Genomic DNA, 16,859 nt, shown 5'->3' with positions numbered 1-16,859 from the left:
GAGCGGCGACGCCGACGTACCGTGTTCCTCAAGCCACTGGAAAGGGGCAGCGACAGATGCCCGAGCAGAGCAGTCCGCTCGATCTGGCCGAGGGAGACCCCTTCGGCCCGCACAACCTCCCGTACGGCGTGTTCTCCACCCCTGGACACCCGCAGGAGCGCAGGGTCGGCGTCCGCGTCGGCAGTCATGTACTGGACGCGGGGGCGGCGGCCCACGCGCTCGGCTCGCCGTACGCCCGGCTGCTGGCGCAGCCGAGCCTCATGCCGCTCCTGGCGGCGGGGCGGACCGCCTGGCGGGACGTCCGGCGGGCGCTGACGGCGTGGGTGACGGTCCCCTCCCACCGCCCGGAGCTGGAGCCGCTGCTGTATCCGCTCGACGCGGTGACCCTGCACCTGCCGTACGAGGTCGCCGACTACGTCGACTTCTACGCCAGCGAGCACCACGCCACCAACGTGGGGAAGATCTTCCGCCCCGACGGCGCGGCCCTCACCCCCAACTGGAAGCACCTGCCCATCGGTTACCACGGGCGGGCCGGCACCGTCGTCGTCTCCGGCACCGACGTGGTGCGCCCCTCCGGGCAGCGCAAGGCGCCCTCCGACCCCGCACCGGTGTTCGGCCCCTCGGCGAAGCTGGACATCGAGGCCGAGGTCGGCTTCGTCGTCGGTGTCCCCTCGGAACACGGCTCCCCCGTGGCGCTCGGTGACTTCCGGGAGCACGTCTTCGGGCTCTCGCTGCTCAACGACTGGTCGGCTCGCGACATCCAGGCCTGGGAGTACGTGCCGCTCGGCCCGTTCCTCGGGAAGTCCTTCGCCACCTCCGTGTCGGCGTGGGTGACTCCCCTGGAGGCCCTGGACGCGGCCCGTACGGCACCGCCCGCCAGGGACTTCGATCTGCTTCCGTACCTCGACGACGCGGACGACGAGGAGCCGGGCGGCTTCGACATCCGGATCTCGGTGGAGATCAACGGCCAGGTGGTGTCCGAGCCGCCGTTCTCCTCCATGTACTGGACGGCGGCCCAGCAGCTGGCGCAGATGACGGTGAACGGCGCCTCGCTGCGCACCGGTGACCTGTACGGCTCGGGCACGGTCAGCGGCGCCGAGCCGGGACAGCGCGGCTCTCTGCTCGAACTCACTTGGAACGGCCGCGACCCGCTGGACCTTCCCGAGGGCAAGCGGACGTTCCTGGAGGACGGCGACACGGTCACCCTGACCGCCTGGGCCCCTGGCCCGCACGGCACCCGGGTCGGGCTCGGCGAGGTCACCGGACGGATCGTGGCCTCGCCGTGAACGGCCCGGCGCCGACGCTCCCCGAGGAGCTGCTGCTGCTCGCCCTCGACCCCGCACGGGGCAAGCCGTACTGCCGTAACTCCTTCCTGGAGTACGGCGTCGCCGGGGCCGTCCTCGCGGAGCTGGAGCTCCAGGGCCGGGTCACCGAGGAGCGCGGCCGGGTGGTGGTCGTGAATCCGCTGGACCCGCCGGATCCTCTGCTCGCGGTGTTCCTGCGGAGCCTTCCGCCGCCGGGCAAGAGCAGATTCGGTGCGGGGGCGTCGGCGCAGCGCTGGGTGCGGCGGTCCGGGCGCAGGGCCGAAGGGCTGTATCTGGACGCCTTGGTGGAGCGCGGCGTGCTGCGCCGGGAGACGCGCCGTTTCCTGGGGCTCCTGCCCTACCACCGGCACCCGGCCGGCCCGGCCTCCCCGGCCGAGCAGGTGCGGCAGAGCTTCGAGGCCTCCCGCGCGGCGGGCCACCCGGACCGCAGGGGCCGGCTGCTCGCGGCGCTGGCGGCGGCGGTGGAGCTGCCGTCAGTGGTGAGACAGGGCGACAGCCGTACGCGCGCGGCGGCGCGGGCCCTCGCCCGCAAGGAGTGGCCGGCAGTGGCCGTGCACCGCAATGTGCGCCAGGACAAGGCCTCGGCGACCGGTGGCGGGGACGGCGGAGGAGGCGGGGGCGGGGGCGGCGACTGACGTCCCCCCGGTGTCCGAGGGGTGGTCGTCCGGGTGGCGGATCTTCGCCGGCCGGACGGAGAACACCTGGTCACAGCTGTACGCCCGTCGTCCGCAGGTGGCGCAACACTGTGGCAACACCATCGCGCGGACCCCGTCGGTATGGTCCAGCGCATGCCAGCCGAACGCACCCGTGAGCACACCGTGCCCGTCGCCGCCGCCCGTCGGCGCCGGCTGCGCGCGGACCATGCCCGGCTGCTGGCCGACCTGCTGCGCCACCAGGTGCGTACGGGCGGCTTCCCCGGCGGGGTGCTGCCCTTCGAGGACGCGATCGGCAGTGACTACCGCGTCTCCCGCAACACCGTCCGCCAGGCCCTCGACCTGCTCCGCGCCGAAGGCCTGGTGGAACGGCAGCCGGGCGTGGGCACCGTCGTCGTCAGCGAGAGGTACCCGCACCGGCTGGACCGCCTCCAGGGCCTGGCCGAGACCCTCCGCGAACACGGACGGGTCACCAACGAGGTCCGCGCCGTCGGCCCCGTGCCCGCGCCGGGTCCCGTCGCGCGCCGGCTCCGGATCGCGGAGCACACCGACGTTCTCTACATCGAACGGCGCCGGCTGCTGAACGGCCTGCCGCTGTCGCTCGACCTCACGTACATCCCGATGGACATCGGGGCCGGGCTGCTGGGGTGCGACCTGGAGAACACCGATGTCTTCCGGCTGCTGGAGTCCCTGACCGGCCGGCCGCTCGGTACCGCCGAGATCACCATGGAGGCCGTCAACGCCGACGCGCACTCCGCCGCCGTCCTGGAGACCCCGCAGGGCGCCGCCGTCCTGATGCTGGAACGCCTCACCCATCTCTGTGACGGGCGGCCCGTCGACCTGGAGTTCATCCGGTTCCGCGGTGACCGCATCAGCATGAGCGGCCTGCTGCACAGGTCCGACTGACCCCCTCTTCCCTCTCTTTTCTGGAGATCGCCATGCCTCTGGCGCCCCAGCGGGCCGACGTGCCCGTGACCATCGACGAGTCCAAGTGCATCGACGGCTGCACCCTCTGCGTCGACATGTGTCCGCTCGACTCCCTGGCCATCCACCCGGACAGCGGCAAGGCGTACATGCACGTCGACGAGTGCTGGTACTGCGGCCCGTGCGCGGCCCGGTGTCCCACCGACGCGGTCACGGTCAACATGCCCTACCTCCTACGGTGAAAGGCCCCCTCCTCCCATGCGACGCACGGCAATCCGCGCCGGCGCCCTGCTGACCTCCGCACTGCTCGTCACGCTCACGGCGGGCTGCGGCGGCGAGGCGAGCGCAGGCGACGACGACACGGTCACGGTGACCGTCGGCTATCAGTCCAGGACCATCAACACCGTCACGGCGGGCACCCTGCTGCGGTCTCTCGGCTACTTCGAGGACGAGCTGCGCGCCCGCGGTGAGCGCGAGGGCGTCACGTACGAGGTGAAGTGGCAGGACTACGCGACCGGCGCCCCGATCACCGCCCAGATGACCGCGGGGAAGATCGACATCGGCTCGATGGGCGACTTCCCGCTGCTGATCAACGCGGCGCGCGGCAAGCAGCTGAACCGTCCGACCAAGCTGGTCTCGGTGACCGGCTACAACCTGCGCGGCGGCCTCAACACCGTGGTGACCGGCCCTGATTCCGGTCTGCGCTCCCTGGAGGACCTGCGCGGCAAGAAGGTCTCCACAAGCGTCGGTTCGGCCGCCGACGGGACGCTCGTCCGGGCGCTCCAGCAGGCGGGGCTCGACCCGGAGAAGGACATCCGCAAGCTCAACCAGCAGCCCGCCGTGGGGGCGTCGGCACTCCAGGCCGGCAGCGCCGACGCCCTGTCGCAGTTCGTGGCATGGCCCGGGCTGCTGGCCTTCCAGGGCAGGGCGAAGGCCCTCTACGACGGGGCGGAGCTGAATCTTCCGACCTTCCACGGCGTCACCGTCGTCGAGGACTTCGCGGAGAGGCGGCCCGCCGTGCTGGAGGACTTCCTCCGGGCACAGGGCCGGGCCACGGAGTATCTGCACGAGCACCCGGTGGCGGCCTCCGAATCGGTGGCGAAGGCGACGGGGCTGCCCGCTGAGGCCGTCCACCTCTACAACGGCGCCCAGGGCATCGCCACGTTCGACACGACGGTGAAGCCCGCCCTGGTCGCGGCGCTCAAGAAGGACGTCCCGGTGCTGCGTTCGGCGAAGCTGGTCGGGGACGTGGACGTCGACGACTTCGTCGACGAGCGGTACGTGAAGCGTGTGTACGGCTCCGCCTACGCGAAGGCACGGGCCGCCGGTCCGCCCGCCGCGCAGGGCGGCGAGGTCTGGCTGAAGGGCGAGGACACCACGTCGGCGTTCGCCACTCCCGCCGAGGTCCTGCGGTACGCCGCCGGACACGGGAACAAGGTCCGCGCCGCGTACGTCCCCGACGCGGGCACCGGGACCCTGTGGTTCGCGGACCGGGCGGTCTGGGTGTCCGAGGACGACGCGCTGCGGCCGTACGTCACGGAGGCCGCGGCCCGCGCCGATGTCACCGCGCACCCCGGCGCCCGGATCGTCCCGTACGCCACGGCGCTCGAACTGGCCCGCGCCTCATGAGGGGCCGCCGGTGGTCGGTCGCGCTGCGGGCCCTGTCGCTGGTGGGGGCGCTCGGCATCTGGCAGCTGCTGACCAGCTACGACGTGAATCTGTGGCTGCGCTTCGAGCAGTTCCCCACGGTCACCGATGTGGCCAGGGCGTTCGGGAACCGGCTCGGCAGCGACACGTACTGGCAGGACCTCACCGACAGCCTGACCCGGATCGTCACGGGCTTCGCCCTGGCGGCCGTCCTCGGCATCACGGTCGGCACGGCCGTCGCACGCTCCCGGATCGCCTCGGACCTGCTGGGCCCCGTCCTCGAAGTGATCCGCCCGGTGCCGGCGATCGCCCTGGTGCCCGTGGCGATCCTGCTCTTCCCCAGCAACGAGCAGGGCATCGTCTTCATCACCTGCACCGCGGCCTTCTTCCCGGTCATGGTCTCCACCCGGCACGCGGTGCGGGCGCTCACCCCGGTGTGGGAGGAGGCGGTCCTGACCATGGGCGGCGGCCGGTGGCGGATCCTCGGCTCCGTCGTCCTGCCAGGCGCGCTCCCCGGCATCCTCGGCGGGCTCTCCGTCGGCATCGGGGTGTCGTGGATCTGTGTGATCTCCGCCGAGATGATCTCCGGCGAGTACGGGGTCGGCTACCGAACCTGGCAGGACTACACGGTCGTCGACTATCCGGGGGTCTTCGTCGGGATGGCCACGATCGGCCTGCTCGGGTGGATCACCTCGACGGCGGTGGAGCTGCTGGGCCGCCGGCTCACCCGGTGGCTGCCGCGTACGGAGAACCGTCCGCCGTCACCCGTACGGCACCGCGGGCCCGAGTCCCCGGCCGCGGAGCCGGCCCCCCTGGCGAAGGAGCGGGTGCACCCATGACCACCACCACGTCCCGAGGCGTCCGGCTCACCTTGCGCGGTGCCGTGCTCGGCAGGGCCGAGGCCCCCGTCCTGGAGGGGATCGACCTCGATGCCGTCCCCGGTGAGATCCTCGCCGTCGTCGGCCCTTCCGGCTGCGGCAAGTCCACCCTGCTGCGCACCCTGGCCGGGCTGCTGCCCGCCCTCGGCGGCGAGGTCGCGCAGGACGGTGCGGCGATCACCGCGCCCCGCGCCGAACGGACCCTCGTCTTCCAGGACGACGCCCTGCTGCCGTGGCGCACGGTGCGGGCCAACGTCGAACTGCCGCTGGCCATCCGGGGTGTCCCACGGACCGAACGCCGGACACGCGCCGAGTCCTGGCTGGCCCGGGTCGGCCTGGACGGGCACGGCGCGAAGCTCCCCCACCGGATCTCCGGCGGCCAGCGCCAGCGCGTCCAGCTGGCGCGTGCCCTGGCGGCCGAGCCGCGAGCGGTCCTGATGGACGAGCCCTTCGGCGCCCTGGACGCGCAGACCAGGGCCGGTATGCAGCAGCTGCTCGTCGACGTCCTGCACGGCACGGGCGCCACGGTCGTCTTCGTCACCCACGACGTGGACGAGGCGCTGTTCCTCGGTGACCGCGTCGCGCTGCTGCCCACCGGCCGCGTCCTGGACGTCCCGCGTCCGCGCGAACGCGCCGCCCGTGCCGACCCGGCGACCGTCGCGCTGCGCCGTGAGGTCCTCGAATCGCTCACTCCCACCCACTGAAAGGCATGACCGTGCAGATCCCCGCCCTCGCCGACGCCGAGGAACTCTCCTGCGACGTAATGGTCGTCGGGGGCGGCACGGCCGGCACGATGGCCGCGCTCACCGCCGCCGAGCACGGCTCCTCCGTGCTGCTGCTGGAGAAGGCGCACGTCCGGCACTCGGGCGCCCTCGCCATGGGCATGGACGGCGTCAACAACGCGGTGATCCCGGGCCGGGCCGAACCCGACGACTACGTCGCCGAGATCACCCGGGCCAACGACGGCATCGTCGACCAGTCCACCGTCCGGCAGACCGCCGTGCGCGGCTACGGAATGGTGCGCCGGCTGGAGTCGTACGGCGTGAAGTTCGAGAAGGACGAGCACGGGGAGTACGCCGTGCGCCAGGTGCACCGCTCCGGCTCGTACGTGCTGCCGATGCCCGAGGGCAAGGACGTCAAGAAGGTCCTCTACCGGCAGCTGCGGCGCCGCGAGATGCGGGAGAGGATCCGGATCGAGAACCGTGTGATGCCGGTCCGGATCCTCACCGGTGACGACGGCCGGGCGATCGGTGCGGCGGCCTTCAACACCCGTACGGGCGCCTTCGTCACCGTCCGCGCCGGGGCCGTCGTCCTGGCCACCGGGCCGTGCGGACGGCTCGGCCTGCCCGCGTCCGGATACCTCTACGGGACGTACGAGAACCCCACGAACGCGGGTGACGGCTACGCCATGGCGTACCACGCGGGGGCCGAGCTGACCGGCATCGAGTGCTTCCAAATCAACCCGCTGATCAAGGACTACAACGGCCCGGCCTGCGCCTACGTCGCCAACCCGTTCGGTGGCTACCAGGTGAACCGGCACGGCGAGCGGTTCGTCGACTCCGACTACTGGTCGGGGCAGATGATGTCCGAGTTCGCGGCGGAGGTCGCCTCGGACCGAGGGCCGGTGTACCTCAAGCTGAGCCACCTGCCCGAGGAGTCCGTCAGCGCCCTGGAGGGCATCCTGCACACCACGGAACGGCCGACGCGCGGCACGTTCCACGCCAACCGGGGCCACGACTACCGCACGCACGACATCGAGATGCACATCTCCGAGATCGGCCTGTGCGGCGGCCACTCGGCCTCCGGTGTCCGCGTCGACGACCACGCCCGCACGACGGTGCCGCGCCTGTACGCGGCCGGGGACCTGGCCTGCGTCCCGCACAACTACATGATCGGAGCGTTCGTCTTCGGCGATCTGGCAGGCGCCGACGCCTCGCGGTACACGGCCTACGAGGGCGACCTCCCCGAAGGACAGCTGCGCGAGGCCCACGAGCTGATCTACCGGCCGCTGCGGAATCCGGACGGCCCGCCGCAGACCCAGGTCGAGTACAAGCTGCGCCGGTTCGTGAACGACTACGTGGCACCGCCCAAGTCGGGGGCGCGGCTCTCGCTGGCCCTGGAGTCCTTCGAGCGGATGCGTACGGACATCGGGGAGATGGGGGCGACGTCCCCGCACGAGCTGATGCGGTGCGCGGAGGTGAGCTTCATCCGGGACTGCGCGGAAATGGCGGCACGCTCCTCCCTGGCCCGCACGGAGTCCCGCTGGGGGCTGTACCACGAGCGTACGGACCATCCGGAGCGCGACGACACGGACTGGTTCCACCACCTGGACCTGCGTAAATCGGCTTCGGGGGCGATGGAGTTCACGGCCCGGCCGGTGGCCCCGTACCTCGTGCCGGTGGACGGCTTCGAGCCGTCCGGCGGGCCGTCGCGGCGACTCGGCGAGATCGAGGCGGAGCAGGTCTCGATCGCCGGGGCGAAGGAAGCCGCCCCGTCCGGTTCCACGGCGACCGTCCGCGCCGGGATCACCGAGGCCCCCTCGGCCGGGCCTTCCTCTCGCATCCTCGAACTCCTCTCGCTGGCGGAGGACCAGCCGGAGCTCGCGGACCTCGTTCCGTACCTTGCCGACTCCGATCCGGCGGTCCGGCGGGCGGCTGTGGCGACGCTCACCGAGTCACCCCCGACGGGCGCGGGGCCCGCGCTGGCGGCGACGCTCGCGGACCAGGTGCCGTCCGTGCGGGCGGCGGCGGCCGCCTCGCTGCGGGAGCTGGTCGAGGTGCTGCCGGCCGAAGAGGCCCTGCGCGAGCCGCTGGTGGCGGCGCTCGGCTCGGAGGACCCGGTCGTACGGGCCACGGCGCTGGACACCCTGCGGACGCTGCGCCTGGGGGACGCGGAGCTGTACGCCGGCACGCTCGGCGACCCCGACATCGACGTACGCGTCCACACGGTGAGCGCCCTGGTGTCGGTCGACGCCACCGGTCTGCTGGCCGGGGCTGTGGCCGACCCGTCCCGCGAGGTGCGGGTGGCCGTCGCGAAAGGGCTGGCGGCCACGCGCTCCCCCGGTCCGGAACTGCTGGTTCCGCTTCTGTCGGACCCAGACCTCCTGGTGCGGGCGGCGGCCCTGGGTGCGCTGGCGGCGACGGGGTGCCCGCCCGCGTACGCCGCGACGGCGGTCACGGCACTCTCCGACCCGGCCTGGCAGGTCCGGGCGGGCGCAGCCACGGCGCTCTCCTCGGCGGAGTCCCTGCCGGCGGTCTCGTCACTGGCGGGGGCCCTGGCGGACCCGAACGCCGACGTCCGCAAGGCGGCGGTACTGGCGCTGCTCCACCACACGGCCCACGACGCGGCCCGGGAGGCCCTGGCCGGAGTACTCACGGACCCGGACGCGGACGTGCGCGCGTACGCGGCGCGGGGGGTGGTGGTCAACGACGCGTGAGTCGTGCATACGTGCGAGTGGGCGTGATCGGGTTGTCGGCGGATACGCTGGACGAAGCCGCGAGACTCCTTCGTATGGGAGCACTGATGAGCATCGAACCCGAGGCGCCGGAGCCGCGGTGGGCGGTCCCGCCCGTGGGCGGCTGGACCGCCGATGACCTGGACACACTCCCGAATCTGCCTCCGCACACGGAGCTGATCGACGGGAGTCTGGTTTTCGCGAGTCCGCAGACCGTTTCCCACGAGCGCGCGATCGACTACCTGAAGAGGCAGTTGCAATCACTCGCACCGCTCGACCTCGAGGTCTTCCGCGAGTTCACCATCGACGTCGACTTCCAGAACCGGCCCGAACCCGATGTCGTCGTCGTACGCGCGGAAGCGGTCGAGAGTCTGCGGCAGACACGGTTCCCCGCAGACAGCGTGCTGCTGGCGATCGAGGTCGTGTCCGACGAGTCCGTCACCCGCGACCGCGAGACCAAACCCGTGAAGTACGCGCGGGCCAGGATTCCGCACTACTGGCGGGTGGAGAACCAGGACGGCCGCGCGGTCGTCTACGTCTTCGAGCTGGAGCCCGCGACCGGCGCGTACACGTCGACGGGGATCTTCCACGACCGGATGAAGGTGTCGACGCCCTTCCCCGTCGATCGCGACCTGAACGCGATCGTGTCCCGGCGCCGGGCGACGACCGAGGAGTAGGCCCGGGAGACGGGCGCCGCCCCAGGTCAGTCGAACTCCGGCGGCTCCTCGTCCCAGCCGAACTCCGGGTCCGATTCCTGCGTGGCCGGCCGGGCGGCCGGCACCGAGGCCTGTGCGGGGGCCTGTGCGGGGGCCGGTGCGGAAGCCGGTGCGGGAGCCGCGTCCGGCTCCGGAGCGGCGGCGGGGGCCGTGCTCCCCAGCCCCGCCAGCACCTCCAGCACGCCTTCGCCGTACGTCGCCAGCTTCTTCTCGCCCAGCCCGCTGACCCCGCCGAGCTCCGCGAGCGACCCGGGGCGCAGGGTCGCGATCTCCCGCAGCGTCGCGTCGTGGAAGATCACGTACGCCGGGAGGCCCAGCTCCTTGGCCTGGGCGCCGCGCCAGGCGCGCAGCGCCTCGAAGACCGGGACGGCCTCGGCAGGCAGGTCGGCTGCCGGGGCGGCCTTGCTCCTGCGCTCGCCTCCGGACGACGACCGGCTCGTGGGGCGCTTCGGCTCCTTGCGGAGCATCACCTCGCGCTCCCTGCCGAGCACCGCGCCGCTCGCTTCCGTGAGCACCAGCGTGCCGTACTCGCCCTCGACGGCCAGCAGTCCCTGGGCCAGCAGCTGGCGCACGACACCGCGCCACTCCGCTTCGGACAACTCCTCGCCGATACCGAAGACCGAGAGCTGGTCGTGGTCGAACTGGATCGTCTTGGCCGTCTTGCGGCCCAGCAGGATGTCGATGATCTGACCGGCCCCGAACTTCTGGTTCCGCTCCCGCTTCAGCCGGACCACGGTGGACAGCAGCTTCTGGGCGACCACCGTGCCGTCCCAGGTCTCGGGCGGGGTGAGGCAGGTGTCGCAGTTGCCGCAGGCCTGCTCGCCGGGTTCCTGGCCGAAGTACGTCAGGAGCTGGGCGCGGCGGCACTGCACGGTCTCGCAGAGCGCCAGCATGGAGTCGAGGTGCGAGGCGGCACGGCGCCGGAAGGCCTCGTCGCCCTCACCGCTCTGGATCAGCTTGCGCTGCTGGACGACGTCCTGGAGTCCGTACGCCATCCAGGCCGTGGACGGCGCCCCGTCACGCCCCGCGCGGCCCGTCTCCTGGTAGTAGCCCTCGACGGACTTCGGCAGGTCGAGGTGGGCGACGAAGCGCACGTCGGGCTTGTCGATGCCCATGCCGAAGGCGATCGTCGCGACGACGACCAGGCCCTCCTCGCGCAGGAAGCGAGCCTGGTGGGCGGCGCGTGTACCGGCGTCCAGGCCGGCGTGGTAGGGCACGGCCTCGATGCCGTTGCGGCAGAGGTACTCGGCGGTCTTCTCCGTGGAGTTGCGTGAGAGGCAGTAGACGATGCCGGCGTCCCCCGCGTGCTCCTCCTTGAGGAAGGTGAGCAGCTGCTTCTTCGGGTCGGACTTCCCCACGATGCGGTACTGGATGTTGGGACGGTCGAAGCTCGCCACGAAGTGCCGGGCGTCGGGCATGCCCAGCCGCTGGGTGATCTCCCGGTGCGTGGCGTCGGTGGCCGTGGCCGTCAGCGCGATGCGGGGCACGTCGGGCCAGCGCTCGCCCAGCACCGACAGGGCCAGATAGTCGGGGCGGAAGTCGTGGCCCCACTGCGCGACACAGTGGGCCTCGTCGATGGCGAAGACCGAGATCTCACCGCGGGCCAGCAGCGAGAGCGTCGAATCGAGGCGCAGCCGCTCGGGGGCCAGATACAGCACGTCGAGCTCACCGGCGACGTACTGGGCCTCCATCGAGCGGCGCTCGTCGAAGTCCTGGGTGGAATTCATGAAGCCCGCGCGGACACCGAGCGCGCGCAGCGCGTCCACCTGGTCCTGCATGAGCGCGATGAGCGGGGAGATCACGATGCCTGTGCCGGGCCTGACCAGGGCGGGGATCTGGTAGCAGAGGGACTTGCCGCCACCGGTGGGCATGAGCACGACCGCGTCGCCGCCCCCGACGACATGCTCGATCACCGCACCCTGCTCGCCGCGGAACGCCTCGTACCCGAACACCCGGTGCAGCGTCTGCTGCGCAGCGCCCTCGGTCGTCACACTCATCGTCCGCCCGCTCCGTTCCGTACTGCCGCACCCGTCCACTGCAACCATAGGCGCCGCCTACGACAACGCCGGACGGGCTTGACTTCCAGGCCCGTCCGGCGTCGTCGTGGTGGTGCCGTGCGTCACCGCACGAACACGCCCGCCTGGCTCGCCAGGTCGAGGAAGTACTGCGGGGCGAGACCCAGCACGAGGGTCACGGCGACCCCGACCGCGATCGTGGTCATCGTCAGCGGGGACGGGACGGCGACCGTGGGGCCGTCCGCCTTCGGCTCACTGAAGAACATCAGGACGATGACCCGGATGTAGAAGAACGCGGCGATGGCCGACGAGATCACACCGACCACCACGAGGCCGCCGGCGCCGCCGTCCGCCGCCGCCTTGAAGACGGCGAACTTGCCGGAGAAGCCCGAGGTGAGCGGGATGCCGGCGAACGACAGCAGGAACACGGCGAAGACCGCCGCGGTCAGCGGGGAGCGCCGGCCGAGCCCGGCCCACTTCGACAGATGGGTCGCCTCGCCACCCGCGTCGCGCACGAGTGTCACGACGGCGAAGGCGCCGACGGTCACGAAGGAGTACACGCCGAGGTAGAAGAGGACCGAGGAGACACCGTCGGGGCTGGCCGCGATCACACCGGCGAGGATGAAGCCCGCGTGCGCGATCGAGGAGTAGGCCAGGAGCCGCTTGATGTCGGTCTGGGTGATCGCGACGATCGCTCCACCCAGCATCGTGACGATCGCGACGCCCCACATGACGGGACGCAGGTCCCAGGTGAGGCCGGGCAGGACGACGTACAGCAGACGCAGCAGCGCGCCGAACGCGGCGACCTTCGTGGCGGCGGCCATGAAGCCGGTGACCGGGGTCGGGGCGCCCTGGTAGACGTCCGGGGTCCACATGTGGAACGGCACGGCACCGACCTTGAACAGCAGGCCCATGAGGATCATCGCGCCGCCGATCAGCAGCAGCGCGTCGTTGCCCATGGTGTCCGCGAGGGCCGGGTCGATCTCCGTGACGCTGCCGTCCACGACGTTGGCGATGCCCGCGTACGAGACGGTGCCGGCGTATCCGTAGAGCAGGGCGATCCCGAAGAGGAGGAACGCCGAGGAGAACGAGCCGAGCAGGAAGTACTTCACCGCGGCTTCCTGCGACATCAGCCGCTTGCGGCGGGCGAGGGCACACAGGAGGTAGAGGGGGAGGGAGAAGACCTCAAGGGCGACGAACAGGGTCAGCAGGTCGTTCGCCGCGGGGAAGACCAGCATGCCCGCCACCGCGAAGAGAGCCAGCGGGAAGACCTCGGTCGTGGTGAAGCCGGCCTTGACCGCGGCCTTCTCCCCGTCGCTGCCGGGTACAGCTCCGGCCTGGGCGGCGAAGGAGTCCACCCGGTTGCCGTGCGAGGCCGGGTCGAGACGACGCTCGGCGAACGTGAAGACGGAGATCATCGATACGAGCAGGATGGTGCCCTGGAGGAACAGGGCGGGTCCGTCGACGGCGATGGCGCCCATGGCGGCGATGTGGGCGCTCTTCGTGGCGTAACCGTCGGCGGCGAGCCCCACCACCGCGGCGAACGCGGCGGCGAGGGCGACGACCGTGAGGAAGACCTGCGTCGTGTACCGCGCCCGGCGCGGGAGGAACGCCTCCACCAGGATGCCGAGGACGGCGGCGCCGACCACGATCAGGACGGGGGCGAGCTGGGCGTACTCGATGTCCGGAGCGGTGAACCTGTCCCCCGCGGCGGCCGATGTCACCTCGCCCGCCGTCGTCCACAGGCTGTGGACAGCTGTTGCGCTCACTTGGCGGCCTCCACCTCGGGCTGGGGGTCCTGCTTCTGTACGTCGTGCATGGTGTGCCGGACCGCCGGGTCGACGACCTCGGTGAGCGGCTTCGGGAAGACGCCCAGGAAGATCAGCATGGCGATCAGCGGAAGCGCCACCGCGAGCTCACGGACCCTGAGGTCGGGCATGCCCCCGATCCCCTCCCTGACCGGTCCCGTCATCGTCCGCTGGTAGAGGACCAGGACGTAGAGCGCCGCGAGCACGATCCCGACGGTGGCGATGATGCCGACCACCGGGTACGCGCTGAACGCGCCGACCAGGACCAGGAACTCACTGACGAACGGCGCCAGTCCGGGGAGCGAGAGGGTGGCCAGACCGCCGATCAGGAAGGTCCCCGCCAGCAGGGGCGCCACCTTCTGCACCCCGCCGTAGTCGGCGATGAGACGCGAACCCCGCCGCGTGATCAGGAAGCCGGCGACCAGCATCAGCGCGGCCGTAGAGATGCCATGGTTGACCATGTAGAGGGTCGCGCCCGACTGTCCCTGACTGGTCATCGCGAAGATCCCGAGCACGATGAAGCCGAAGTGCGAGATCGACGCGTAGGCGATGAGCCGCTTGATGTCGCGCTGGCCCACGGCGAGCAGGGCGCCGTAGATGATGGAGATCAGCGCCAGGACGAGGATCACCGGTGTCGCCCACTTGCTCGCCTCCGGGAACAGCTGGAGGCAGAAGCAGAGCATCGCGAAGGTGCCGACCTTGTCGACGACCGCGGTGATCAGGACGGCGACCGGGGTGGTCGCCTCGCCCATGGCGTTGGGCAGCCAGGTGTGCAGCGGCCAGAGCGGGGCCTTCACCGCGAAGGCGAAGAAGAAGCCCAGGAAGAGCCACCGCTCGGTGGAGGTCGCCATGTCCAGCGAGCCGTTGGCCCGGGCCTCGGCGATCTCCGAGAGCGAGAAGCTCCCCGCGACGACGTACAGACCGATGACGGCGGCCAGCATGATGAGCCCGCCGGCCAGGTTGTAGAGGAGGAACTTCACCGCGGCGTAGCTGCGCTGTGCCGCCGCGTTCTCGTCGCTGCCCGCGTGCGCCCGGTCCCCGAAGCCGCCGATGAGGAAGTACATCGGGATGAGCATGGCTTCGAAGAGGATGTAGAAGAGGAAGACGTCGGTGGCGACGAAGGACAGGATCACCATCGCTTCGACCATCAGAATCAGGGCGAAGAAGCCCTGGGTGGGGCGCCAGCGGCTGGAGTTCGTCTCCAGGGGGTCGGCGTCGTGCCAGCCCGCCAGGATCACGAAGGGGATCAGCAGCGCGGTGAGCGCCAGGAGCGCCACCCCGATGCCGTCGACTCCCAGTTCGTAGCGGACCCCGAAGTCCTTGATCCAGGCGTGCGATTCGGTGAGCTGGTAGCGCTCGCCGCCCGGCTCGAAGCGGGCGAACACGATGCCGGCCAGGACGAGCGTGGCCAGCGATACGGCCAGGGCGAGCCACTTGGCCACGGTGCGCCGGGCGGCCGGGACGGCGGCGGTGGCGATCGCGCCGATCGCCGGGAGCGCCGCCGTCGCTGTCAGGAGGGGAAAGGACATGGGATCAGACCGCCCTCATCAGCAGGGTCGCGGCGATGAGTACCGCCGCACCGCCGAACATCGAGACCGCGTAGGAGCGGGCGTAGCCGTTCTGCAGCTTGCGCAGCCGGCCGGAGAGCCCGCCCATCGAGGCGGCCGTGCCGTTGACGACTCCGTCGACCAGGGTGTGGTCGACGTAGACCAGCGACCGGGTGAGGTGTTCGCCACCGCGGACCAGGACCACGTGGTTGAAGTCGTCCTGGAGGAGATCCCGGCGGGCCGCCCTGGTGAGCAGGGAGCCGCGCGGGGCGACGGCGGGGACGGGCCTGCGCCCGTACATCGCCCAGGCGATCGCGACACCGATGACGAGCACCACCATGGTGGCTGCCGTGACGGTGGCCGCGCTGACCGGGGGGTGTCCGTGTTCGTGTCCGGTGACGGGCTCCAGCCAGTGCACGAAGCGGTCACCGATGGAGAAGAAGCCTCCGGCGAAGACCGACCCGAAGGCCAGCACGATCATCGGGATCGTCATGGACTTCGGTGACTCGTGCGGGTGCGGGTCGTGCCCCTCGGCGTCCGGCTGCCAGCGCTTCTCGCCGAAGAACGTCATCAGCATCACGCGCGTCATGTAGAACGCGGTGATCGCGGCGCCCAGCTGCGTGACGGAGCCGAGGATCCAGCCCTCGGTGCCCCCCTTGGCGAACGCCGCCTCGATGATCATGTCCTTGGAGAAGAAGCCGGACAGGCCGGGGAAGCCGATGATCGCGAGGTAGCCGAGGCCGAAGGTGACGAAGGTGACCGGCATGTACTTCCGCAGTCCGCCGTACCTGCGCATGTCGACCTCGTCGTTCATGCCGTGCATGACCGAACCGGCTCCGAGAAAGAGCCCGGCCTTGAAGAAGCCGTGCGTCACCAGGTGCATGATCGCGAACACGTAGCCGATGGGGCCGAGGCCCGCGGCGAGGATCATGTAGCCGATCTGCGACATCGTCGAACCGGCGAGTGCCTTCTTGATGTCGTCCTTGGCGCAACCGACGATCGCACCGAAGAGGAGCGTGACCGCGCCGACGACCACGACGACCAGTTGCGCGTCGGGGGCGGCGTTGAAGATCGCGCCGGAACGGACGATGAGGTATACGCCCGCGGTCACCATCGTGGCAGCGTGGATGAGAGCCGAGACCGGGGTCGGGCCCTCCATCGCGTCACCGAGCCAGGACTGCAGCGGCACCTGGGCCGACTTGCCGCAGGCCGCGAGGAGCAGCATGAGGCCGATGGCGGTGAGCTTGCCCTCGCCGGTCTCCCCGGTCGCTTCGAGCACCGGACCGAAGGCGAAGGTGCCGAAGGTGGTGAACATCAGCATGATCGCGATGGACAGGCCCATGTCGCCCACCCGGTTGACCAGGAAGGCCTTCTTGGCGGCGGTGGCGGCGCTGGGCTTGTGCTGCCAGAAGCCGATGAGCAGGTACGACGCCAGGCCGACGCCCTCCCACCCGACGTACAGCAGCAGGTAGTTGTCGGCGATGACCAGCAGCAGCATCGCGGCGAGGAAGAGGTTCAGATAACCGAAGAAGCGGCGGCGGCGCTCGTCGTGCTCCATGTAGCCGATGGAGTAGATGTGGATCAGCGTGCCCACACCCGTGATCAGCAGGACGAACGTCATCGACAGCTGGTCGAGCTGGAAGGCCACATCGGCCTGGAACCCCTCGACCGGGATCCAGCTGAACAGCTTCTGGTGCAGGGCGCGGTCCTCGGCGCCCTTGCCGAGCATGTCGGTGAACAGCACGACGCCGACGACGAAGGACGCGGCGGCGAGCACCGTGCCGATCCAGTGTCCGGTCCGGTCGAGCCGGCGGCCGCCGCAGAGCAGGACCGCCGCTCCGAGCAGGGGCGCCGCGACGAGCAGCGCAATCAGGTTTTCCACGATTCCGACC

General features: G+C 71.1%; 13 protein-coding genes. 9 read left to right on the top strand and 4 right to left on the bottom strand.

Translation table 11 applies throughout. The features are described 5' to 3' along the window. Positions 1–56: 56 nt before the first annotated feature. The 9 genes from fahA (at position 57) to ABZY45_RS07570 (ending at position 9,558) form a co-directional block, all read left to right on the top strand. Complete coding sequence (gene fahA / locus ABZY45_RS07610; RefSeq protein ID WP_356737191.1) at positions 57–1,286, top strand: fumarylacetoacetase; 1,230 nt, start codon at positions 57–59, stop codon at positions 1,284–1,286. Beyond that, entirely contained in the window at positions 1,283–1,960 is a 678-nt protein-coding gene (locus ABZY45_RS07605) for a GPP34 family phosphoprotein (protein WP_356737189.1), read from the top strand. Before fahA ends, ABZY45_RS07605 begins: the two co-directional genes overlap by 4 nt. Before the next feature lie 153 nt (positions 1,961–2,113). Continuing rightward, positions 2,114–2,884, top strand: a complete 771-nt coding sequence (locus tag ABZY45_RS07600) for a GntR family transcriptional regulator (protein WP_356737187.1) — start codon at positions 2,114–2,116, stop codon at positions 2,882–2,884. Between the two features lie 32 nt (positions 2,885–2,916). Then, positions 2,917–3,144 (top strand): ferredoxin family protein, encoded by a 228-nt coding sequence (locus ABZY45_RS07595; protein ID WP_033297536.1) that lies wholly within the window; start codon positions 2,917–2,919, stop codon positions 3,142–3,144. Positions 3,145–3,160: 16 nt separating this feature from the next. Then, entirely contained in the window at positions 3,161–4,531 is a 1,371-nt protein-coding gene (locus ABZY45_RS07590) for an ABC transporter substrate-binding protein (RefSeq protein WP_356737185.1), read from the top strand. Continuing rightward, positions 4,528–5,388 (top strand): ABC transporter permease, encoded by an 861-nt coding sequence (locus ABZY45_RS07585; protein ID WP_356737183.1) that lies wholly within the window; start codon positions 4,528–4,530, stop codon positions 5,386–5,388. Before ABZY45_RS07590 ends, ABZY45_RS07585 begins: the two co-directional genes overlap by 4 nt. Then, positions 5,385–6,131 (top strand): ABC transporter ATP-binding protein, encoded by a 747-nt coding sequence (locus ABZY45_RS07580; protein ID WP_356737181.1) that lies wholly within the window; start codon positions 5,385–5,387, stop codon positions 6,129–6,131. Before ABZY45_RS07585 ends, ABZY45_RS07580 begins: the two co-directional genes overlap by 4 nt. Before the next feature lie 5 nt (positions 6,132–6,136). Beyond that, positions 6,137–8,863 (top strand): fumarate reductase/succinate dehydrogenase flavoprotein subunit, encoded by a 2,727-nt coding sequence (locus ABZY45_RS07575; protein WP_356737179.1) that lies wholly within the window; start codon positions 6,137–6,139, stop codon positions 8,861–8,863. A gap of 86 nt (positions 8,864–8,949) precedes the next feature. Continuing rightward, entirely contained in the window at positions 8,950–9,558 is a 609-nt protein-coding gene (locus ABZY45_RS07570; protein WP_356737177.1) for a Uma2 family endonuclease, read from the top strand. A 26-nt stretch (positions 9,559–9,584) separates the two neighbouring features. Here ABZY45_RS07570 and recQ read toward each other — a convergent pair whose 3' ends face one another. From recQ to nuoL, 4 genes are all read right to left on the bottom strand, one after another. Further along, on the bottom strand, positions 9,585–11,594 hold the full coding sequence (recQ, locus tag ABZY45_RS07565; protein WP_356737175.1) for a DNA helicase RecQ: 2,010 nt from the start codon (positions 11,592–11,594) through the stop codon (positions 9,585–9,587). 122 nt (positions 11,595–11,716) lie between these two features. Then, entirely contained in the window at positions 11,717–13,381 is a 1,665-nt protein-coding gene (nuoN, locus tag ABZY45_RS07560) for an NADH-quinone oxidoreductase subunit NuoN (RefSeq protein WP_356737173.1), read from the bottom strand. Next, positions 13,378–14,949 carry an NADH-quinone oxidoreductase subunit M gene (locus tag ABZY45_RS07555; RefSeq protein WP_356737171.1) on the bottom strand — a complete coding sequence of 524 codons (1,572 nt, stop codon included), beginning with the start codon at positions 14,947–14,949 and terminating at the stop codon, positions 13,378–13,380. The genes nuoN and ABZY45_RS07555 overlap by 4 nt, the downstream gene beginning before the upstream one ends. Before the next feature lie 4 nt (positions 14,950–14,953). Beyond that, positions 14,954–16,849: an NADH-quinone oxidoreductase subunit L gene (nuoL, locus tag ABZY45_RS07550; protein ID WP_356737169.1), complete on the bottom strand. Its 1,896-nt coding sequence runs from the start codon at positions 16,847–16,849 to the stop codon at positions 14,954–14,956. Between the last annotated feature and the right edge of the window lie 10 nt (positions 16,850–16,859).

The sequence above is a fragment of the Streptomyces sp. NPDC006516 genome (assembly GCF_040611875.1).
Classification (GTDB): Bacteria; Actinomycetota; Actinomycetes; order Streptomycetales; family Streptomycetaceae; genus Streptomyces.
The sequence above is the reverse complement of the archived record's forward strand: the minus strand, read 5'-3'. Positions and strand labels throughout refer to the sequence as shown.